Source organism: Rhodococcus sp. UFZ-B548 (genome assembly GCF_903819475.1).
In the GTDB taxonomy this organism is placed as follows: domain Bacteria; phylum Actinomycetota; class Actinomycetes; order Mycobacteriales; family Mycobacteriaceae; genus Rhodococcus_F; species Rhodococcus_F erythropolis.
The window spans coordinates 1-20,131 of record NZ_CAIJDS010000049.1; the positions used below are offsets into that span (position 1 = coordinate 1).

The window sequence follows — 20,131 nt, forward strand, 5'->3', positions numbered from 1 at the left end:
TTTCGTCGGTCCGTAAACCTTGGTCAATCCCCTCAGTTCAATCATGAGGAGAACTCTGCCCTACCGGCAATGACCAGCACATCGGCCACAGGTCTAGTTCCGAGTGGTACTCAGGTAGGACATGAGTCCGGGCAATTCGGGCAGAACCCCGAGAAATCACCCGGATCTCGTCCCTCAGGACGACGCTTGAGCCCAGAATCGCTTGGGGATCCGGCCGGCGTGCCGCGCCTCGAAACCTGCCACGACAGCGTGACGCATCGCCGACGCCATCAGCGCGGGATTCTTGGCCCGCGTCACCGCTGTCGCAAGTAGGACGGCGTCGCAGCCCAACTCCATGGCAAGGGTGGCGTCGCTGGCCGTTCCGATCCCGGCGTCGAGGATGACGGGTACGCCGGCGCGCTCGACGATCATCTCGATGTTGTGCGGATTCGCGATACCAAGCCCGGTGCCGATGGGTGAACCGAGCGGCATGACCGCAGCGCAACCAACCTCTTCGAGGCGAAGCGCCAGCACCGGATCGTCCGTCGTGTACGGCAGAACGGTGAATCCGTCGTCCACCAATTGTTCTGCGGCGGAGACGAGTTCGATTGCGTCGGGCAGCAGTGTCCGCTCGTCGGCGATGACTTCGAGTTTGACCCAGTTCGTCTCGAGCGCTTCGCGTGCCAACTGCGCCGTCAGCACTGCTTCGGCGGCGCCCCGACACCCGGCGGTGTTCGGCAACGGTTCGATTCCGAGACGACGAAGCAGGTCCAGAACACCCGTGCCGCCGGCCGCGTCGACTCGCCGCATCGCGACGGTGGTCAGTTCGGTGCCGGAGGCGACAAGCGCTTCCTCGAGCACCGCAAGGTTGGCGGCGCCGCCTGTTCCGGTGATGAGCCGGGAACCGAAGCTGCGGCCAGCGATAGTGAGAAGGTCCTGTTCAGCCACCCTGCACCGCCGTGAGGATCTCGATTTCCCAACCACGTCCGACGGATTCGTCCCAACGCCCGCGAGGAAAGAGCGCACCGTCGACGGCGACGGCGATACCCTTGCTCGGCAACTCGAGGTGCGTCAGTAGCTCGGTCACCGTGACTGCTCGATCGAACTCGAGATCTTCGCCGTTGACGGTGATCCCGATCGGGACCTGCTCACTCATGAATTTTCCTTAACTACTGCGAACCGCTCGGGTTCGGTTCCTTTTACCTCGACCAAAGATGTGCCGTTCAGCAACGCGACCGTCGCATCGGCGGTGACGGGCGTCAGCAGGACACCGTTGCGTCCGTGTCCGGTGGAGACGACAACACGATCGGACACGCGCCCGATCAAGGGCAGGTTGTCCGGCGTCATGGGACGCAGGCCTGCCGCGCATTCGTACAGTTCGTATTCGCCGATCGCCGGCATCAGCGCCTCGGCGTCGTTGATCAGGTCCCGTACTCCGGCCATCGTGACCTGCGTGTCCTCACCGGACTCGTATTGTGTTGCGCCGACGACGATTCCGTCACCGCGCGGGACGAGGTAGGCGGGCCGCCCGTGGACGCTTCCGCGGATGGTGCGGCTGGGCGCCGGGGTGACTCCAGGCCTACTCCGCAGGCGAAGGATTTCGCCCTTGACCGGGCGTACCGGTAACCCGGGCCACAGCTTGGGTGACGCGATACCGGCGGTGAGCACGATCTGATCGGTGTCGAGTTCGGCGAGGTCGTTGACGGCACGCGCGATCAATTCGACGCCGGATTCCGCACAGGCCTTCTGCAACGCCTCCAAGAGAAGTCTGTTGTCGACGGCGGACTCACCGACAGCCATCAGTCCCGACCGGATGCCCCGGCCGAGCATCGGTTCGAGTTCGCGGATGCGGGCGCGACCGAGAACTTCGAGTTCATGGCCCTGCGCGGTCACCCACTCGGCGATGGTCTGCAGGTCCTGCGCGTCGGCCGCATCGAGTGCAACCGTCAGCGAACTGTCCGCGGTGAAGACCGATGGCCCGAACTTTCCGAGCTCCTCACCGAACGTCGGCCACCGTGCCAGGGACGCTGCACCAACCGTCAACGCTGTCTCTTCACCCGGCCAGCCTTCGGAAAGCGGGGCGAGCATTCCGCCCGCCACCCACGAAGCACCTGATCCAATGGACGGGTCGTACAACCGAACGGACCACCCGTCGCGGGCTGCTCGCCACGCAATGGCGAGACCGATGACACCGCCGCCGACAACCGACACCGTACGAGCGTGTGTACTCACGAAACTCCACCTCCACTTCCTGCGCCGGCATGATCCGGGTCAGGTCTGACGGTCGGGATCTGGTCGCGATCCCCTCTCAGCCCCACGAACCTCGCAGTCACGACAAAAAGTGACGGCGACGTTTCAGGACTCCCGTGTCGAACCTTGCTCCCTAGAGGCTACCGTTTGCTCCGTGCACCCCACACATCCCAGTAACGTCATCGACCGGCGCGAGCGCCTGGCAGCAGCACGGCTGTACCTGTGCACCGACGCGCGCCGCGAGAAAGGCGACCTCGCGCAGTTCGCCGAGGCAGCATTGTCCGGCGGAGTCGACATCATCCAATTGCGTGACAAGGGCTCTGCCGGTGAGCGCGAGTTCGGCCCGCTCGAGGCCAAGGACGAACTGGTAGCACTGGGCATTCTCGCGGCCGCAGCGCGACGCCACGGCGCATTGTTGGCCGTGAACGATCGCGCGGATCTCGCGATGGCTTCCGGTGCCGACATCCTCCACCTCGGGCAGAACGACATTCCCGTCCCCTACGCACGAACCGTTGTCGGTGAAGACGTCGTCATCGGGCGTTCGACGAGTAGTCGCGCGCAGGCGAGTCTGGCCGCAATCGAAGAGGGCGTCGACTACTTCTGCACCGGGCCGGTCTGGGCGACACCGACCAAACCGAATCGAAGTGCGTCCGGTCTGGAACTGGTTCGATCGACCGCCGACGCCGCACCGCCGCGCCCCTGGTTCGCAATCGGCGGTATCGACGAGGAACGCCTGCCGGAGCTGCTCGATGCCGGTGCCACGCGCATCGTCGTCGTGCGTGCAATCACGCAGGCGTCGGATCCGCAGGCGGCTGCGCAGCGCCTCGCCGCGGCCGTCGCTGGACGCTGAAAACCGGTAACTGGCGACCGTCAACTGTTTGCCGGGCGATTTCCACACAGTTACGGGTCAGCACGCCTGACTCGAAACATGAACGGAAGTTGTCCGATCAGACAACAAACCCCCAGTTCCTAGGTGCGATTGGATGTCCGAAAAGTCGGATTACGTGATCTTGATCACAGTTGTTTCGATTGCGTGTCACATCCCATTCGGTTTGTTGTAGTTTACCTCCAGTTACTAACTGAACCTAGGAGCACTAAATGGGATCCCTCGACACCGGCTCGCTCAGCACCGAATCGCTCGAAGACCTGAACCTCGGCAAGATCAGCGAGCTGCTCAAGCTCGGTATCACCGCGGTCAGCTTCATCACGGCGCTGAACTCGCTCAGCTGAGCCTCGTTTCGGTCGGGAGACCGAAACACAGAAGGGCCGGACTCCTGAGGAGTCCGGTCCTTCTGCTGTATATGCCCTGTTAAGACTGCGTACTCGACGCCTCGGACAGGTTCTGGTCACTGCCTGACTGCTCACTGCCTTGGTGGGAACTGCCTTGGTGGGAACTGCCTTGGTGGGAACTGCCTTGGTGCGAGCTGACCGACAACCATCCGAAGCCACCGTCTTCGAGTACGACGGTGTGTGGGTCGCCGGCCTGTAGGTCTTCGGTCTCGGCTGGTACAGGCGCAGTTCGGAGCTCGGGCCACGAGGAACCGAATCCCGGATGCAATGGCAGCGAATCGACGTCGGCTTCACGCACCCACCGCAACTCGGTGCTCTCACCGTTGGCAACCGTCGACAGTGGATGTGCCGCATCAGCCACGACGGTGGTGTAGGTCCACCCGCTCTCCGCGTGCATCGTCACTACCTCACCGCGGACGCGAACGGCGTCTTCGGCGATTCCGGCTTCTTCGTGTGCCTCCCGGACAGCGGCGTGCGTCGTGCTTTCGTGTGAGTCCCGTGCTCCACCGGGCAATGCCCAGGTACCACCTTGATGGCTCCACGCCGCACGATGCTGCAGCAAGACCAGGGGCGATCCGTCCGAATCGGGGGCGCGCAGAAGCAGTCCAGCGGCTCCGTGTTTACCCCAATGCCGAGTACCGTCCGGTCCGATCGACCAACCGTCACCGTCACCACGCATCGACTACCTCGCTCCGCCTGCTCTCGCCGTTGTCCCACACTAACCGTTTCAAACTGCTCCAGGTGTAGGTGATGCTTATATGCTCGCGAAGATGCCCTGAATCATTTCTCGGCGGCATCATTTCTCGGTAGCCCGCCTACAGCGAAGTGAGGTGCTCGATGGTCGACCGTGTCGTCCCGTCCATCGAACCCCGGTCGCTGCCGCCCTCCGAGGGCACTTCGGTATCGGCGGAGGACGAGCGAGCACTTCTGCGGCGCGAACTCCAGGCATTCATGTCCTCGACGCCTGGCCGGTTGACCGTCGTCGGAGTGATCTTGATTGCGATCACCTTGATCGCCGGACTCCTCGCCACCGCAGCGATCGAGAACCGACAGGCGAACCTCGACCTCCTCCTCGTCGAAACCGAACCTCTCGCCAACTCGGCCCAGAACCTCTACAGCGCGTTGTCTTTGGCAGACGCCGCCGCGGCCACCGCCTTCATCTCCGGCGGCCTCGAACCCGCCGAAGTACGCGACCGATACACGCAGTCGATCGGTGAGGCGTCGGCGGAGATCGTCCAGGCGTCGGCCGGTCTCGACTCGACTGATCTTGCCGGGCACAGCGCGTTGACCACCATCTCGACCGACCTCTCCGTCTACACCGGGCTGGTCGAAACTGCACGGGCGAACAATCGCGTCGGAAACCCGGTCGGGGCAGCATATTTGAGCGAGGCCTCGCAGTTGATGCAGACCTCGCTGCTGCCGATGGCTCAGCAACTGCACGCCTCGCAGGAGACCCTGGTCTCGCAGGTACAGCGCGATTTCGAGACTCCACCGTGGTGGCCGATCGTGGCATTCGTCCTCGTGTTGTGCGCGCTGGTGGCAACACAGGTGTACTTCTCCCGCAAGAGTCGCCGACGCTTCAATCTCGGGTTGATCCTTGCCTCGCTCGCCGTCGCGGCTGCGCTGCTGTGGCTGCTCACCGTCGGACTGGTGTCCGCACTTGCCACCGGACGTGCACTCGACGCGGGCGCCGAGCCACTGCACGAACTGACCGAGGCCCGGATCATGGCACAGCAGGCACGTACCGTCGAAACCCTCACGTTGGCGAGACGGGATTCAACTGCCGAGGACAACGTGACGTTCACTCGCAAGGTCGACGCCCTGCGCGACATCCTCGAGGGCCTACGCAGCGACGAACGCGCCCGAGTGAACAACGAGGTGCTGACCGCCGCACTGGATTCGCGCGAGCAATGGGTGGCTGCGCACACGCGCATGTACGACCGTCTCGGGACCGGCGACTTCACTTCCGCTGCCGCCATCACCATCGGCTCCGGAGAACAGGATTCGGCCGCGGAATACGGAAAGCTCGATCACGAACTCTGGCAAGGAATCGTGGATTCGCGCACAAATCTTCGGTCCGACGTCTCGTACGCCTCACGTGTGTTGGCTGCCTCTGCACCGGGCATGACTGTATTGGCAGTTCTCGGAGTTGCCGGAATCTTCATCGGGTTCTGGCCCCGACTGCGGGAGTATCAGTGACGGGAGTACCGGAGATGCGGAGGAAGCTCCCGGCCGTGTGCGTCGCGGTTCTGGCAGCGTCCGTGCTGGCGCTCGCCGGTTGCGGTGCAGATCGAGCCGAAGACCTGAACAACGCGGCCGCCACGTCGTACACGGAACCGCCGCTGCCGGCCGAGGCCACCATCGCGCCCAGTCCGACACCGACGACTACCGCGTCGTGCACCAACCTCACTGCGAGCCTGCGCCCCACACCCGCAGACGCATCTCCGCAGCCACCCACGCCGAGCCTCGACGCCATCCGCGCCCGCGGGCGGCTGATCGTGGGCCTGGACACCGGTTCCAACCTCATGAGCTTTCGCGATCCAGCCACCGGACGCCTCGAAGGCTTCGACGTGGACATCGCCCGCGAGATCGCCCGCGATCTGCTCGGCGACCCGGAGAAGATCGAGTACCGAATCCTGACCTCGGACGATCGGATCGCCGCACTCCAGGAATCCATGGTCGACGTGGTCGTCAAAACCATGACCATCACGTGCGAGCGGCGCGAGAAGGTCGACTTCTCGACGCAGTACTTCTCCGCCGAGCAACGAATTCAGGTCCTGCAGGGTTCACCGGTACGCGGCATCGCCGATCTCGCAGGCAAGCGAGTCTGCGCTGCCCGGGGAACGACGTCGGCTACGCGAATCCAGGAGCTCCAACCCGAAGCCACCGTCGTGACCGTCCCGATGTGGTCCGACTGCCTCGTCGTCCTCCAGCAGGGGCAGGTGGACGCGATCAGCACCGACGACACGATCCTCGCCGGACTCGCCTCGCAAGACCCGTATCTCATGATGGTCGGTGGTTCACTGGGCGTCGAGCCCTACGGAATCGGAGTGAACAAGGACAACCCCGACTTGGTCCGATTCGTCAACGGAACCCTCGAGCGGATCCGGGGTGACGGGACCTGGAACCGTATCTACGACCGTTGGCTCAGCGTCCTCGGTCCGTCACCCGGTCCCCCGCCGGCCGTCTACCGGGATTGAGGCTGACATGACCGAAGAATCCGGCCCCGAGCCCGACGCCACGCAAGCCTCCGTACGCCCCGAGCCTGACTCCACGCAGGCGGTTCACCGCGAGCCTGACTCCACGCAAGCCTCCGTACGCCCCGAACCCGAAGCCACCGGCGCCTACGAGCGCCTCGAACCGACCTCGGCCCAGATACGAGGAACCACGCCGTCCGCATCCTCCTCCCCGACCGGCCGCTCCACTCGATCCCGCCGCAGCCGGTCGGGACGAAAGCTGCGCCTCGGCGGCGGCCTGGTCGAAGTTCCCCCCGTCCCGCAGATCGACCCCGCATCTGCGGTGATGAGTGACCCGACGGTCCCCGAGCGCAAACGGTTCTGTTGGAAATGCAACGAACCGGTCGGCCGTAAGAGCGCAAGCACCAAGGCAACTCAGCACGGCACCTGCCCCAAGTGCGGTTCCACTTTCGACTTCCGCCCACTCCTCGAAGAGGGCGAATTGGTATCAGGTCAGTACGAGGTTCAAGGGCCCATCGCGCACGGCGGCCTCGGATGGATCTACCTCGCGATCGATCGTAATGTCAGCGACAGGTGGGTAGTTCTCAAGGGACTCCTGCATTTCGGTGATTCCGAAGCGCAAGCCGTTGCGGTGGCCGAGCGTCAGTTCCTCGCCGAGGTCGCCAACCCCAGCATCGTCAAGATCTTCAACTTCGTCGAGCATCCGCGCCCGGACGGGACACCCATGGGGTACATCGTCATGGAGTACGTGGGCGGACGATCATTGCGCGAGGTGCTGGCCGAATTCCCGGACGGCAAGCACATGCCGATCGAGCAGGCAATCGGCTACGTACTGGAAATCCTTCCGGCGCTGAGCTATCTGCATTCCACCGGCCTGGCGTACAACGACCTCAAACCCGAGAACGTGATGGTCACCGAGGACCAACTGAAGCTGATCGACCTCGGCGCCGTGTCCGGGATCGAAGACTACGGATACCTGTACGGCACTGCCGGCTATCAAGCGCCGGAGATCATCGAGACCGGCCCGACCATCGCCTCCGACATCTTCACCGTCGGAAGAACACTCGCGGTTCTCACCCTCGACATGCCCTCGAAGCACGGACGGTACCTCGACGGCCTTCCCGAACCCGAGGACGAGCCACTACTGCGCGACAACGAGTTCTTCCACCGCCTGCTGCTGCGCGCCACCGACCCGGATCCGAAGAAGCGTTTCCAGTCGGCCGAGGAGATCGCGGGCCAACTCACCGGCGTTCTGCGAGAAATCCTCGCGGAGCAGACCGGGCAGGAGAATCCCGGGCTCTCGCTCGTGTTCAGCAGGCAGCGAACGTCTTTCGGCACCGATGAATTGGTCGGGCAAACCGATGTGTACGTCGACGGTGTCAGCCACGACGCTGCTCTCGATCCGCGCGAAGTTGCGCACGCACTTCCCATCCCGTTGGTCGACCCCACCGATCCCAGCGCGCCGTTGCTGGCGGCAGCGGTGCACAGCGAACCGTCTCAGACTCTCGATGCGTTGAAACACGCCCGCGAGAACGGAATCGACCGAACGTCAGGCACACCGGCGGCCGCCATCTCCGGCGAGGTCCGACTGGCCGAGGCCAAGGCTCATCTCGATCTCGGCGATCCGGAGACCGCGCTGAGTGTTCTGGACGAACTCCAGCAGAGCATCGGTGATCACTGGAAGATCGAGTGGTATCGAGGGCTTGCAGCGTTGCAACTGGACCGATTCGAGCCCGCCTTCAGTCATTTCGAGACCGTCCTGACGGCTCTGCCGGGCGAGGCTGCACCCAAACTCGCGTTGGCGGCGACGGCAGAACTGATCCTCCAGCATTGGGAGAGCGACGACCCGGACCAATGGTGCCGCTTCTCGGAGAAGTACTACCGCACCGTCTGGCGGACCGAACGGAACTACGTCAGCGCAGCATTCGGGCTCGCCAGGCAACTCGCCGATCACGGCAACAAGAAGGCAGCCATCGCCGCCCTCGACGAAGTTCCCACGTCTTCCCGGCACTACAACGTCGCACGGATGTCGAGCGCTCTGACGATGCTGTCCGGCGTTCCGATCGCCGAACTCGACGAATCGACTCTGAGGGAAGCCGCCCGTCGCGTTCGCGCGCTACCGGCCGAGGAGAGCCGAAGTCTGCAGATGCGAACCCTGGTGTTGGGCACGGCACTCGATTGGATTCGCTACGGAAACCGCTCGCACACCGAACTCGAACCCATCCTCGACCTGCCATTCACCGAGCAGGGTCTGCGCACCGGAGCCGAAGCCTGCCTTCGCGCCCTCGCCCGCGCCACGACCTCCCGCACGCACCGCTACGCCCTCGTGGACCGGGCGAACGCGGTGCGTCCGCGCAGCAATTTCTGACGCGCTCCCCGAGATTTACAGCGCGGCCACCAAAGCCTTCGCCGCGCGGGCGATCGCCAACTCCTCGTTGGTGGGGACCACCAGCACCTCGACGGCCGACGTGGATGCGGAGATACGACGCTCGTCGCGGCTCTTCGCCTCGTTGAGAGCCGGGTCGACCTCGATTCCGAGTCGGGAAAGGCCGGCCAGGCTGTCGCGTCGTACGTCGATGTTGTTCTCGCCAACACCGCCGGTGAAGGTGATGACGTCGACGCCACCGAGTTGAACGATGAAGGCGCCGATGTACTTACGGAGCATGTGTACGTAGACGTCGTAGGCAAGTTGTGCGTCTTCGTCGCCGCCCTCGATCAGTGCGAGCAGGGCACGGAAATCGTTGACTCCCGACAGTCCCTTCAAACCGGAACGACGGTTGAGGAGGTCGTCGATCTCGTCGACCTTCATTCCCGAGTTGCGGTTGAGGTGCAAGATGATGCCTGGGTCGATGTCGCCACTGCGGGTGCCCATGACAAGACCCTCGAGCGGGGTGAGGCCCATCGTGGTGTCGATAGCCTTGCCGCCCTTGATTGCCGAGGCCGAAGCGCCGTTTCCGAGGTGCAGAACGATCTGATTCAGCTCGGCCGGATCCTTGCCGAGGAAGTCCGCGACTCGTCCCGACACGTATTCGTGTGAGGTCCCGTGGAAGCCGTATCGACGAATCTGGTTGGCCTTGGCCACATCCCGATCGATCGCGTAGGTCGACGCTGCGGCGGGCAGCGTGTGAAAGAAGGCAGTGTCGAACACTGCTACGTGCGGAACGTCTGGCAGTTCTTCGCGCGCCACCTCGATACCGATCACGTTGGCCGGATTGTGCAGCGGCGCAAGGTTCGACAGATCCTCGATTGCTTTCACGACGCCGTCGTCGATGAGCGTCGGCGAATAGAAGATGTCACCACCGTGCACGACTCGGTGACCGACGGCGATGATTCCTGCCTCGCTCAGCGGCCGTCCGACCTCGGCGACGATGTCGAGCACCATCTTCAGTCCCGCACGGTGATCGGCGATGGGGAGGCTGCGGTCTTCGACTCCGGTGCGGTGGTTGTAGACGATGTGGCCGTCGGGTTCACCGATGCGCTCGATGAGGCCGTGCGCTACCGATTCCGCTGTATCCGGATGCACGAGTTGAAATTTGATCGATGACGAGCCGGAATTGATGACCAGTACGGTGCCGTCGCTCACGCTTACGCTCCCTGTGCCTGTATTGCCGTGATAGCCACGGTGTTGACGATGTCCTGGACCAACGCTCCACGCGAGAGATCGTTGACCGGCTTGTTCAGTCCCTGCAGAACCGGGCCGACGGCGATAGCGCCGGCGCTACGCTGCACTGCCTTGTAGGTGTTGTTGCCGGTGTTCAAGTCCGGGAACACGAACACCGTGGCCTTGCCCGCCACCAGAGAATCCGGCATCTTCTTGTCAGCGACACTCTGCTCGACGGCCGCGTCGTACTGAATGGGCCCTTCCACCAACAGGTCCGGTCGGCGCTCGCGCACCAAAGCGGTCGCGGTGCGAACCTTGTCGACGTCGGCTCCACTGCCCGAATCGCCGGTGGAGTACGAGAGCATCGCAATGCGCGGATCGATACCGAACTGCGACGCCGTCTGTGCGGACGAGATCGCGATGTCCGCCAACTGCTCCGACGTCGGGTCCGGAACCACGGCGCAGTCACCGTAGGAGAGAACGCGGTCGGCCAGGCACATCAGGAAGATGCTCGAAACCGTCGAAACTCCGGGGGCCGTCTTGATGATCTCGAACGAGGGCCGGATCGTGTGAGCGGTGGTGTGGGCGGCACCGGAGACCATGCCGTCGGCAATACCCAAGTGCACCATCATCGTTCCGAAGTACGAGATGTCGGCGATCACCTCGCGTGCCCGCTCGATGGTCATGCCCTTGTGCGCCCGCAGCGCGGTGTATTCCTGTGCGAAGCGCTCGGTGTACTCGGACTGCGCGGGCGCGAGGACCTGCGCGCCGCTGATGTCCACGCCGAGTTCCGCTGCGCGTCGACGCACACTGGGTTCGTCGCCGAGGATCGTCAGGTCGGCAACCTGGCGCTGCAGCAGCCGGCCGGCCGCGCGCAGGATCCGGTCGTCGTCACCCTCCGGGAGGACGATGTGCTTGCGATCGCGTCGAGCGCGGTCGATGAGCTTGTACTCGAACATCTGTGGGGTCACGACCGACGGAATCGGCAGTGCCAGTCGGTCCATCAGGACGTCGGCGTCGACGCGCTGTTCCATCAAGCTCAGCGCAGTGTCGACCTTTCGCTGCGAACCGACTGCCACGCGTCCGCGGGTTTGGGCTGCAGCGCTTGCGGTGTCGAAAGTGCCGAGGGTTGTCGTGAGGATCGGAAGACGCTGTTTGAGGCCGGCCATCAACGCCGCGATGGCCGGGTGCGGTGTGATCCCGCCATTCATGATGATGCCCGCGAGCGACGGAAATCCCTCCGCCTCATGCGCATTGAGCAACGCGAGCAGCACGTCCGAGCGGTCACCCGGCGCGATGACGACCATGCCCTCGACCAGACGCTCGAGGATGTGCTCGGCGGTCATGCCTCCCACCATCACCTTCAGTGCCTCGCGGTGCAGCAGTTCCGGGTCACCCGAGTACAACTCGCCGCCGGTGGCTTCCATCAACTCGGCCATCGTGGGTGAGACGAGCAACGGAATCTCCGGCAGGCTCCACGTCGGAACTCCGATGTCGGACAGGGCTGCGGTGACCTCGTCGAGCTTGTCGGGATCGCAGCGATTGGCGACGACCGCGAGCAGGTGAGCGTGGTTGGCGGCCAACTCGGCGGCGCACAGGTGCGCGAGCTGAGCAACCTCCTCGACGCTGCGCCGAGCGCCTCGAACCGCCAACAGGACCGGCGCTCCCAGGTTCACGGCGATGCGGGCGTTGAAGCTCAGTTCGCTGGGGCTTGCGACGTCGGTGTAATCACTTCCGATGATCACGACGGCGTCGCACTGCTCGGCCACGGTGTGGTACTTCGCCACGATGTCGGCCAGTGCAGCTTCGGGATCGGCGTGAACCTGCTCGTAGGTGACGCCGAGTGCGTCGGCGTAGGAGAGATCGGCAGTGGTGTGCTCTAGCAGCAGTTCGAGGATGTAGTCGGTTTCCTCGGTCGAGCGGGCGATCGGGCGGAAGACACCGACCCGGGCGACGGTCGCGCACAGCATCTGCAGTACGCCAAGCGCGATGGTGGATTTTCCGGTGTCACCTTCAGGGGAGGCGACGTAGACACTCGACACGGCAGCGGGCGCTTCTGGCATGCCCAACAGCCTAGTGTGGGCCGCCGCCCACCTTGCCACTGATCGTGGTCACGCTCACGGTGCAGCCGACAACCGGCCGCTACGAGAAAGACGAACGGTGCCTGCCACACGTCGAGTGGCAGACACCGTTCAGTTGATCTCGAGGATCAGCCAAGAGCACGCAGGCGGGGCGCGAGGTCACGCTCGAACAGTTCGAGGAAGCGGCGCTGATCGTGGCCCGGTGCGTGGAACACCAGGTGATTGAGACCGGCGTCGACGTAGGCCTTGACCTGCTCGACGGCGTCGTCGGGATCGGAAGCGACGATCCAGCGCTTGGCCACCTGCTCGATGGGCAGAGCGTCGGCAGCTGCTTCCATTTCGATCGGATCCTCGATGCTGTGCTTCTGCTCCGGCGTCAGGGACAGCGGCGCCCAGAAGCGCGTGTTCTCGAGTGCAGCCTCCGGGTCGGTGTCGTAGCTGATCTTGATCTCGATCATCTTGTCGATGTCGGCGACGTCGCGCTCGGCCTTGGCCGCGCCCTCGGCAACCGCCGGAAGCAACTTCTCGGTGTAGAGCTCCATGCCCTTGCCGGAGGTGCAGATGAAGCCGTCACCGGCACGTCCCGCGTACCGGGCGACAACGGGTCCACCGGCCGCGATGTACACGGGAATCCCACCCTCGGGGACGTCGTAGATCGACGCGCCACGAGTGGTGAAGTACTCGCCTTCGAAGTCGACACGATCGCCCAGCCACAGCTCACGCATCAGCCGCACCGACTCACGCAGGCGCGCGAAGCGTTCCTTGAACTCGGGCCACTCACCCTGGAAGCCGGTGGCGATCTCGTTGAGAGCCTCACCGCTGCCGACGCCGAGCATGATGCGCCCCGGGTAGAGACATCCCATCGTCGCGAACGCCTGAGCGATGACCGCCGGGTTGTAGCGGAACGTCGGCGTCATCACGGACGTGCCGATCTGCACGCGCTCGGTGCGCTCACCGACGGCCGTCATCCAGGCGAGCGAGAACGGCGCGTGTCCACCGTTGTGGCGCCACGGCTGGAAATGATCGCTCACCGCAACGGAATCCATGCCGTGCTGCTCTGCCAGAACTGCCAGCTCTACCAGTTCGCGAGGGCCGAATTGCTCAGCCGATGCCTTGTATCCGAGCTTGAGTTCCTGCGCCACCGTGCACTCCCTTGTCGTCTGTTTCGTTTACTTCTCTGACTTGCTTCTCGTTCTTTGCAGACTATCCAGACACCGCTCGGACTTCTCTGCGTATCTCACGAGGTATCTCAGCGAGCGAGGCTGGTAACCACCGTTGCCACGCCGGCCGCGACGGCAACCCCGGCCAATGCCAGTGCGAACAGCCACAGCGCATGCGGTTCCGGCATCGCCGCTCCGTCCTCGAGCGCCTTCTTCACCTGTAGCCAGCGTCGCATACCGACGAGGGCGGCTGCTGCCGAGAGTGCGATCAACGTCAGACCGAGCGCCGTACGAACCCACCCTGTACTCCACTCGGGGACCAACTGGACGACGGCAATGCCGCCCGCCAGCAGGGCAAGCGAGCTACGCATCCACGCGAGGAAGGTGCGCTCGCTGGCAAGGGTGAATCGCTCGTCCGGGCGGTTCGGTTCACTCATGCGTGCTCGCCTCCGTGGGGTGCCACCAGATCCGGGTCCTGACGCCAGTCGTAGACGACCTCGGTGCGCAGAACAATGTCCTGCAACGATCGTCGCCGCCGATCGACCGCCGACCACAGCAATCCGAAGGCGAAGAGCACACAGAGCACCGCACGGATGAAGGCGAGCGGCCAACGGACCAACCGGTGACCCGACGTGATCACCCGCAACCCCATCACGAGGGAACCGACAGTTCGGCCGGTGGTCGCCCAGCAGGCAGTCAGGTAGGCCACCGAGACGCCGAGAAATGCCGTCGTGGACAGGAAGATTCCCGGTTCCGAGAACGTGAAACTCTGCGGCGAGAAGAGCAATCGAACAAAGGCCAAGGCCACGTACATGGAACCCATCAGGATCAGCACGACGCCCAGGTCGATCAGTCCGGCGAGGCCGCGGGTGACGATTCCGGCCGGGCCGGAATTCTCCTGGGCCACTAGCGTTCACCTGCGTTCGTGTCCGGATGCGGCTCGTGTGAGGGTGGTGCGTTGTCGCGGCCGAACAATCGTCCGACGAACCCGGCGACAGCGTCGTCCGCCTGCATCCCCTGCACGCGCGCCCCGTGCACGGCTTCGGTGGAGAGTGAACCGGTCGATTCACGAATCATCTGTGGGAGGTCGACACCCTCGATGACCTGGTCGGCGATCTTGAGGAGGTCGACGCGGTCGATCTGGCGCTCGAGGTCGACGCTGTCGACGATGCCGTCGAGGTCGAGGCGATCGATCACTGCTTTGACGTCGAGTCGGCTTGCGATCGCATCGATGTCGACGCGATCGATGATCGGTTCGAGCGAGACCCGTTCAGCAATCTTGTCCACGTCGATGTTCTCGGCGATCTTGTCGATGTCCACGTGGTCCACGACGATCTTCGTGATGTCGACTTCGGCAAGAGCAGCGTCGACGACAGCTTTGATCACCGTTCTCAACGTAGAATCGGCAAATTCCGCTGTCGAGCGAATCGCTTCCGTGCCGCGGGTGGCTACCTGGGTGATCGCGTCGTCGAGTGCGTCACCGACAACGGGGATCCGCTGCACCGAATCAATGGCGAGACCAGCGGTTCTGCGCGCCGCACCAGCCGTGATCGCGGCCAGCCCGAAGGCCAGCCGAATCACGTCGGATTCGGGGTGATGCGACTGCGATCCCACCCAATTGTCTCCATCTTCTTACCGGACTGTTATCCGGACATTCGTCACTCTCCTTCGCATTGTGCCACTGTTGGTAGGCACAAATACGCTGTCCGGCTTGCGCCAGGGGGAAATAATGAAGGCACGTCGATTCACGGCCCGCTTGACGATGGCGGTGGCCATGGCTGCCGGCTTTCTCGGCCTCAGCACGCCGACCGCGAGCGCGGATTCAGTGGTCAGCCGCATCGATGTCTACTCCCCCTCCATGGACCGCTGGATCGCCAACGACGTGATTTCCCCGGCCGGCGGTGGCCCCGCCCCGACCTTCTACCTGTTGACCGGCGTCGGCGGCGGTGAGGACGGGATCTCTTGGTTCAACAACACCGGAGTTCGTGACTTCTTCGACGACAAGCACGTCAACGTGGTCATGCCGGTCGGCGGCAAGTTCAGCATGTACACCGACTGGAACGCCGACGATCCGGTGCTCGGCCGCAACAAATGGCAGACCTACCTCACCAAGGAACTACCGGCAGCGGTCAACGCTCGATACAACACGACCGGCGTCAACGCACTCGGCGGCGTGTCGATGGCCGGTGGACCGGTTCTGGACCTCGCGATCCAGTCGCCTGGCACCTACCGCGCCGTCGGCTCGTACAGCGGCTGCCCGCGCGCCGGCGACCCGCTCGGCCAGGCAGCGGTGCGCTCGATGGTCGAGATACTCGGCGGAGGAAACGCAGCCAACATGTGGGGGCCGTGGGGTAGCCCGCAGTGGGCTGCTCACGACCCGCTGATCAATGCCGAGAAACTGCGCGGCACAGCGCTGTTCATCTCCACCGGCAACGGCCTTCCCGGTCCGGTGGACGGAATCAACTCATTGGCGATGGCTGCCGGCGTCGTTCCCGGCGCTGTGCTCGAAGGCATCACCAACATGTGCACCGCTGCCCTACAGGGTCGATTCGGTCAGCTCGGCATTCCCGCGACGTTCAGCTTCCGACCTGAAGGCACCCATACCTGGGGACTCTTCGAAGCCGACATGCGTGCGTCGTGGCCGATGATCGCGGGCGCGATCGGGGCGTAAGCCTCACGGCCCGCCTTTCAAGCCATGGCGTCAGGTGAGACTGCGCGCCCAGTCCCGCATCCCGGCGGGGCCAGTGCCAGTGGCGTATTCAGCGAACAGATTTCGCGATTCGTCACGGCGAATGCCGCCGAGGACTTCACGCGGTTTCCGGAAAAACGGAAGTTCCTCAGGCGGCGCCCACAGCTGCACGAGTTCCCTTGCACCGTCGTTCGGGGATTCGAGAGCGAACCACACCCGGGACACGCCGAGTGTGATCGCGGCACCCATGCACATCAGGCATGGTTCGAGATTGACCGCCAATGTCAATTCTCCTGACGCTCGAGTGAACCCGAGAGCCTCGTCGGCCTGCAAGAGCGCTTGAAGGTCCGCATGGACTACCCGTCGGCCGAGTGCCCGTTCTTGCGTATACGCCCGCCCGAGCACACGGTCGTCGTCGAACACGACTGCCCCGATCGGCATCTCCCCGAGCTCCATGCCCTCACGCGCTACGTCAAGAGCAAGGGAAAGCGCATCTCGGGGCGAAAACATCACTCGACACTAATGGACCAAGGCAAGCTCATGCCGCCAGTAGTGCGGGTAGTCCCCATTCCTTGGCAAGCAGCTCGTACGAGCGCAGGCGATCCTCGTGCCGATGGGTCACCCCGGTGATCACCAATTCGTCCGCTCCGGTGAGCTTCTGCAAACTGTCGAGCCTGTCGGCGACGGTGGTGGGTGAACCGACGAACTGCGTGATCAGCCGATCCTCCACTACTGCTTTGTCGGCATCGGAAAGTGGGAGCGCTGTGGCCGGATCGGGGTACGGGATGGCGCCGTGCCCGCTGCGAATGCTGTGCGTCCAGTGCGCGAACGTCGACGCCAACTCCCTCGCCGTCGCATCGTCTTCCGCAGCAACAACATCCGCGGAGACGACGACATACGGCTCCGACAGAACTGCCGACGGTCGGAATGCTGCACGGTATGCCTCGACGGCATCAAGCGTACTCGAGGGCGCCACATGGTAATTCGCGCCGAACGGCAATCCGAGTCGTCCGGCGAGTTCGGCACTGGGGCCTGCGCTGCTTCCGAACACCCACAATTCGACGTCGGCGTCCTCACCGGGACTGGCGTGCAATTCGATGCCGTCGCGGGTGCGGTGGGTGCCGTTCAGGAGCGAGAGTATGTCGTCGACCTGCTGCTCGAAATCGGGCGCCTGTGCGCCCGGAAACGCCAATGCCTCGAACGACGCCTGCAATCTCGGTGACGTGAGAAGACCGGTTGGATCGAAGGGCGCCGGGATCACGACGCCGTCGCGTACGACGGTCTCCCGCTTCGATTCTGCCGGGGCAGGCGTTCCGGCAGCGACGGCACGAAGTGCCTCCACCCGACGCTGCCCGCTGCGCCCGATACCGAGATCGATACGACCCGGATACAACGCTTCGACGGTACCGAAGGCCTCGACCACCTGAGCTGCCGTGTTGTTGCCCAGCAGCACGGCGGCCGAGCCGACGCGAATGGTGTTGGTCGCGGCCGCAATCAGTCCGACCAGAACGGCCGGTGACGAGCTGGCTACGCCGACGAAGTGGTGTTCGGCGACCCAGTACCTCTTGTATCCCCACGCTTCGGCAGAACGAGCGAGGTCCAGCGAGTTCCGCAAGGCCTGGCGGGCCGTTTCACCCTCACTGATCGGCGAGAGATCGAGTACGGACAGGGGCGCGCTCACCTCGGTGCGCTTCCGTCGCGGGTATTCGGTGTCTTCTCGCCGGCTTCCACCGCGAACGGCAAACGATTCTCGGCGGGGGCGACGGGGCACGTCGCGTAATCGGTGAAGGCGCAGGGCAGGTTCGACGCCCGATTGAAATCGAGGGCTACCGCACCACCGGGCTCCGGTGCACTCACGTGCAGCGAGCGTGCGGCCGGGTAGGTGGATACACCACTGGTCGCGTCGGTGAACAGGATGTGAAAGCCGTTGTCCTTGCCCGCGAACGCAATCAGCGTATGCGTTGCACCATCGTGTTCGAAGCTGATGGTTCCGCGGGCGTCGTGATGATGCTCGAGGCGCTCGACGACCGCACCTGTCGTCACCGTGCGAGCCTCCTCGAAAGCTGTGAAGACACCCTCGATGCGCCACTGCGGGTTCGGCTCGAAGGTCGGGATACCACTGAACTGCGCCAATGCCGGGGCCGACGAATCGTGGATCCGCAGAGCCACCTCGCCGGTGCGGCGGATGACCTCGACCAACCGCGCGCCCTGCTTGACGATCAGTCCCGGCGCACCCTCGATCGGATTCAGAGTGACTGAACCGTCCACTGCGACGCCGTCGATCGAGAGGTCGTCGGCCGGCGTCGCGGTGACGACAACGGCATTCGCGTCGGCGCGCCACGCACCGGGCAGGTCCGCGAAGGTGGAATCGGTGTCAACCAGCCAATGCAACGCAGTCAGGCTCAGCCAGCCGAGTGGCTCACTGAAGGTGGCGTCGCGCGAGGCATGCCAAGCATTCCACTCGCCGGTGAAGGTGCTGGTGGAAGTGTCGGTAACGGTCATGATGCGCGGACTCCTTCAGCCTGCTCGTACGGGTGGCGCAGCCCGAGATGGCTGCGCAGGGTGGTTCCTGAGTATTCGGTCCGGAAACTGCCGCGGTCCTGTAGTTCTGGTACGACGGTGTCGATGAACTCGTCGAGGCCCGCGGGGGTGATGTGGGGAACGAGAATGAATCCGTCGCTCGCGTCGCCCTGGACGTAGGTGTCGATCTCGGCAGCCACCTCCGCTGCACTACCCACGAACTGTTGGCGGGCAGTTACTTCGATGATGAGTTCACGGATGCTGAGGTTTTCGGCCTCGGCCTTGGCACGCCACTGATCTGCGACCGCTCGCGGATCCTTGACGTGGCGGACGCGTCCGCGGGTGATGTTGACGTCGTCCGACGGATCTTCCTTCGGCAACGGGCCGTCGGCGTCGTACTGGGAAAGGTCTCTGCCCCAGACTTGTTCGAGAAAAGCGATGGCAGTCTGGGGTCCGACCTGCTGCCGCCGGATGTGATACGCCTTCTCCTGTGCGTCCGCGGCGTTGTCACCGAGCACGAAGGTGGCGGCGGGGAGAATCTTGAGGTCTGCGTGCGTGCGTCCGTACTTGGCCAAGCGTCCCTTTACGTCGGCGTAGAAGGCCTTGCCTGCTTCGAGCGTTCCGTGCCCGGTGAAGATGGCGTCTGCCTTGGCGGCGCCGAACTCGCGTCCTTCATCGGAGTCACCTGCCTGCAGCAGGACTGGGTGTCCTTGGGGACTCCGAGGTACTTCGAAGCGTCCGGTGATGTCGAACTGCTTACCGGAGTGTTGGAACTGACCGACCTGCTGGTCGGTGGCAAAAACGCCGCGCTCACGGTCGACGATCGGACGATCGATGCTCCAACTGTCCCACAGCGTCCGTACTGCGTCGACCAACTCGTTTGCGCGTGCGTACCGCTCGGAATGCTCCAGATACCCACCGCGGCGGAAGTTCTCACCGGTAAAGGCATCCGAAGAGGTGACCAGATTCCACGCGGCGCGGCCGTCGGAGAGATGATCGAGCGTCGAGAACTGCTTGGCCAACTCGTACGGCTCGTTGAACGTGGTGTTGATCGTCCCGGCCAGGCCGAGATGCGTTGTCACACCGGCAACCGCGTTGAGAATACTGAACGTATCCGGGCGACCGACCACGTCGAGGTCGTGAATCTTGCCCTGATGCTCGCGCAGGCGCAAACCTTCTGCGAGGAAGAAGAAGTCGAACAATCCGCGTTCGGCACTGCGGGCGAGATGCTCGAACGAGCTGAACTCGATCTGGCTCTTGGACGCCGGATCGGTCCACACCGTGGTGTTGTTCACGCCGGGGAAATGAGCACCCAGATGAACTTGCTTGCGAATCCTGTTCTGTGTCATCGGTGTTCCTGTTCT

Annotated in this window: 20 protein-coding genes and 1 riboswitch; of the genes, 6 read left to right on the forward strand and 14 right to left on the reverse strand. The window is 64.0% G+C overall.

The window, feature by feature from the left end; all coding sequences use genetic code 11:
• Positions 1–174: 174 nt before the first annotated feature.
• From H7C86_RS29205 to thiO, 3 genes are all read right to left on the reverse strand, one after another.
• Complete coding sequence (locus tag H7C86_RS29205) at positions 175–927, reverse strand: thiazole synthase (RefSeq protein ID WP_007726857.1); 753 nt, start codon at positions 925–927, stop codon at positions 175–177.
• Positions 920–1,135: a sulfur carrier protein ThiS gene (gene thiS, locus H7C86_RS29210; RefSeq protein ID WP_003944402.1), complete on the reverse strand. Its 216-nt coding sequence runs from the start codon at positions 1,133–1,135 to the stop codon at positions 920–922. The genes H7C86_RS29205 and thiS overlap by 8 nt, the downstream gene beginning before the upstream one ends.
• Positions 1,132–2,211 carry a glycine oxidase ThiO gene (gene thiO, locus H7C86_RS29215; RefSeq protein WP_060939860.1) on the reverse strand — a complete coding sequence of 360 codons (1,080 nt, stop codon included), beginning with the start codon at positions 2,209–2,211 and terminating at the stop codon, positions 1,132–1,134. The genes thiS and thiO overlap by 4 nt, the downstream gene beginning before the upstream one ends.
• Positions 2,211–2,357: riboswitch (TPP riboswitch) on the reverse strand. (Overlaps the previous gene by 1 nt.)
• Positions 2,358–2,383: 26 nt before the next feature.
• Between thiO and thiE the strand changes: the two genes are divergently transcribed.
• The gene (gene thiE / locus H7C86_RS29220) at positions 2,384–3,079 is read left to right on the forward strand and encodes a thiamine phosphate synthase (RefSeq protein ID WP_019749516.1); all 696 of its coding nucleotides are present in this window, start codon (positions 2,384–2,386) and stop codon (positions 3,077–3,079) included.
• A 248-nt stretch (positions 3,080–3,327) separates the two neighbouring features.
• Complete coding sequence (locus H7C86_RS37465) at positions 3,328–3,459, forward strand: hypothetical protein (protein WP_003944354.1); 132 nt, start codon at positions 3,328–3,330, stop codon at positions 3,457–3,459.
• Positions 3,460–3,538: 79 nt separating this feature from the next.
• On the opposite strand, the gene H7C86_RS29225 is transcribed toward H7C86_RS37465, so the two are convergent.
• Positions 3,539–4,198: an NUDIX hydrolase gene (locus tag H7C86_RS29225; protein WP_099698628.1), complete on the reverse strand. Its 660-nt coding sequence runs from the start codon at positions 4,196–4,198 to the stop codon at positions 3,539–3,541.
• A gap of 158 nt (positions 4,199–4,356) precedes the next feature.
• Between H7C86_RS29225 and H7C86_RS29230 the strand changes: the two genes are divergently transcribed.
• Genes H7C86_RS29230 through H7C86_RS29240 form a run of 3 tightly spaced genes read left to right on the forward strand, consistent with a single transcriptional unit; the run spans position 4,357 to position 9,084 of the window.
• Positions 4,357–5,718 (forward strand): hypothetical protein, encoded by a 1,362-nt coding sequence (locus H7C86_RS29230; protein ID WP_029254777.1) that lies wholly within the window; start codon positions 4,357–4,359, stop codon positions 5,716–5,718.
• Positions 5,719–5,732: 14 nt separating this feature from the next.
• Positions 5,733–6,719 (forward strand): glutamate ABC transporter substrate-binding protein, encoded by a 987-nt coding sequence (locus H7C86_RS29235; RefSeq protein WP_020968847.1) that lies wholly within the window; start codon positions 5,733–5,735, stop codon positions 6,717–6,719.
• Between the two features lie 7 nt (positions 6,720–6,726).
• A complete protein-coding gene (locus H7C86_RS29240; RefSeq protein ID WP_113682321.1) occupies positions 6,727–9,084 on the forward strand; it encodes a serine/threonine-protein kinase in 2,358 nt (785 codons plus the stop codon).
• Positions 9,085–9,099: 15 nt separating this feature from the next.
• Here the strand turns inward: H7C86_RS29240 and H7C86_RS29245 are convergent, their stop codons facing one another.
• From H7C86_RS29245 to H7C86_RS29270, 6 genes are all read right to left on the reverse strand, one after another.
• A complete protein-coding gene (locus tag H7C86_RS29245; protein WP_019749511.1) occupies positions 9,100–10,299 on the reverse strand; it encodes an acetate kinase in 1,200 nt (399 codons plus the stop codon).
• Positions 10,300–10,301: 2 nt separating this feature from the next.
• Positions 10,302–12,380 (reverse strand): phosphate acetyltransferase, encoded by a 2,079-nt coding sequence (gene pta / locus H7C86_RS29250; RefSeq protein ID WP_003944313.1) that lies wholly within the window; start codon positions 12,378–12,380, stop codon positions 10,302–10,304.
• 146 nt (positions 12,381–12,526) lie between these two features.
• The gene (gene fgd, locus H7C86_RS29255; protein ID WP_003944371.1) at positions 12,527–13,540 is read right to left on the reverse strand and encodes a glucose-6-phosphate dehydrogenase (coenzyme-F420); all 1,014 of its coding nucleotides are present in this window, start codon (positions 13,538–13,540) and stop codon (positions 12,527–12,529) included.
• A gap of 107 nt (positions 13,541–13,647) precedes the next feature.
• Complete coding sequence (locus H7C86_RS29260) at positions 13,648–13,995, reverse strand: YidH family protein (RefSeq protein ID WP_019749510.1); 348 nt, start codon at positions 13,993–13,995, stop codon at positions 13,648–13,650.
• The gene (locus H7C86_RS29265) at positions 13,992–14,465 is read right to left on the reverse strand and encodes an RDD family protein (RefSeq protein ID WP_182262729.1); all 474 of its coding nucleotides are present in this window, start codon (positions 14,463–14,465) and stop codon (positions 13,992–13,994) included. The genes H7C86_RS29260 and H7C86_RS29265 overlap by 4 nt, the downstream gene beginning before the upstream one ends.
• On the reverse strand, positions 14,465–15,172 hold the full coding sequence (locus H7C86_RS29270) for a hypothetical protein (protein ID WP_020968844.1): 708 nt from the start codon (positions 15,170–15,172) through the stop codon (positions 14,465–14,467). The genes H7C86_RS29265 and H7C86_RS29270 overlap by 1 nt, the downstream gene beginning before the upstream one ends.
• A 115-nt stretch (positions 15,173–15,287) precedes the next feature.
• Between H7C86_RS29270 and H7C86_RS29275 the strand changes: the two genes are divergently transcribed.
• Entirely contained in the window at positions 15,288–16,229 is a 942-nt protein-coding gene (locus H7C86_RS29275; RefSeq protein ID WP_020968843.1) for an alpha/beta hydrolase family protein, read from the forward strand.
• Positions 16,230–16,259: 30 nt separating this feature from the next.
• Here H7C86_RS29275 and H7C86_RS29280 read toward each other — a convergent pair whose 3' ends face one another.
• Genes H7C86_RS29280 through H7C86_RS29295 form a run of 4 tightly spaced genes read right to left on the reverse strand, consistent with a single transcriptional unit; the run spans position 16,260 to position 20,116 of the window.
• A complete protein-coding gene (locus H7C86_RS29280) occupies positions 16,260–16,757 on the reverse strand; it encodes a nucleoside deaminase (RefSeq protein WP_167343319.1) in 498 nt (165 codons plus the stop codon).
• Positions 16,758–16,785: 28 nt separating this feature from the next.
• The gene (locus H7C86_RS29285; RefSeq protein WP_047888733.1) at positions 16,786–17,928 is read right to left on the reverse strand and encodes an LLM class flavin-dependent oxidoreductase; all 1,143 of its coding nucleotides are present in this window, start codon (positions 17,926–17,928) and stop codon (positions 16,786–16,788) included.
• Positions 17,925–18,749 carry a DUF1684 domain-containing protein gene (locus tag H7C86_RS29290; protein WP_019749504.1) on the reverse strand — a complete coding sequence of 275 codons (825 nt, stop codon included), beginning with the start codon at positions 18,747–18,749 and terminating at the stop codon, positions 17,925–17,927. The genes H7C86_RS29285 and H7C86_RS29290 overlap by 4 nt, the downstream gene beginning before the upstream one ends.
• Entirely contained in the window at positions 18,746–20,116 is a 1,371-nt protein-coding gene (locus tag H7C86_RS29295; RefSeq protein WP_020906676.1) for an NtaA/DmoA family FMN-dependent monooxygenase, read from the reverse strand. Before H7C86_RS29295 ends, H7C86_RS29290 begins: the two co-directional genes overlap by 4 nt.
• Positions 20,117–20,131: the final 15 nt, after the last annotated feature.

Excerpts from the sequence above, each read along its gene's own strand:
- thiS (WP_003944402.1), bottom strand. The coding sequence starts at position 1,135 with ATGAGTGAGCAGGTCCCGATCGGGATCACCGTCAACGGCGAAGATCTC.
- H7C86_RS29290 (WP_019749504.1), bottom strand. The coding sequence starts at position 18,749 with ATGACCGTTACCGACACTTCCACCAGCACCTTCACCGGCGAGTGGAAT.
- H7C86_RS29260 (WP_019749510.1), bottom strand. The coding sequence starts at position 13,995 with ATGAGTGAACCGAACCGCCCGGACGAGCGATTCACCCTTGCCAGCGAG.
- H7C86_RS29235 (WP_020968847.1), top strand. The coding sequence starts at position 5,733 with ATGCGGAGGAAGCTCCCGGCCGTGTGCGTCGCGGTTCTGGCAGCGTCC.
- H7C86_RS29275 (WP_020968843.1), top strand. The coding sequence starts at position 15,288 with ATGAAGGCACGTCGATTCACGGCCCGCTTGACGATGGCGGTGGCCATG.
- H7C86_RS29230 (WP_029254777.1), top strand. The coding sequence starts at position 4,357 with ATGGTCGACCGTGTCGTCCCGTCCATCGAACCCCGGTCGCTGCCGCCC.
- H7C86_RS29295 (WP_020906676.1), bottom strand. The coding sequence starts at position 20,116 with ATGACACAGAACAGGATTCGCAAGCAAGTTCATCTGGGTGCTCATTTC.
- H7C86_RS29280 (WP_167343319.1), bottom strand. The coding sequence starts at position 16,757 with ATGTTTTCGCCCCGAGATGCGCTTTCCCTTGCTCTTGACGTAGCGCGT.
- H7C86_RS29240 (WP_113682321.1), top strand. The coding sequence starts at position 6,727 with ATGACCGAAGAATCCGGCCCCGAGCCCGACGCCACGCAAGCCTCCGTA.
- pta (WP_003944313.1), bottom strand. The coding sequence starts at position 12,380 with ATGCCAGAAGCGCCCGCTGCCGTGTCGAGTGTCTACGTCGCCTCCCCT.
- H7C86_RS37465 (WP_003944354.1), top strand. The coding sequence starts at position 3,328 with ATGGGATCCCTCGACACCGGCTCGCTCAGCACCGAATCGCTCGAAGAC.
- H7C86_RS29225 (WP_099698628.1), bottom strand. The coding sequence starts at position 4,198 with ATGCGTGGTGACGGTGACGGTTGGTCGATCGGACCGGACGGTACTCGG.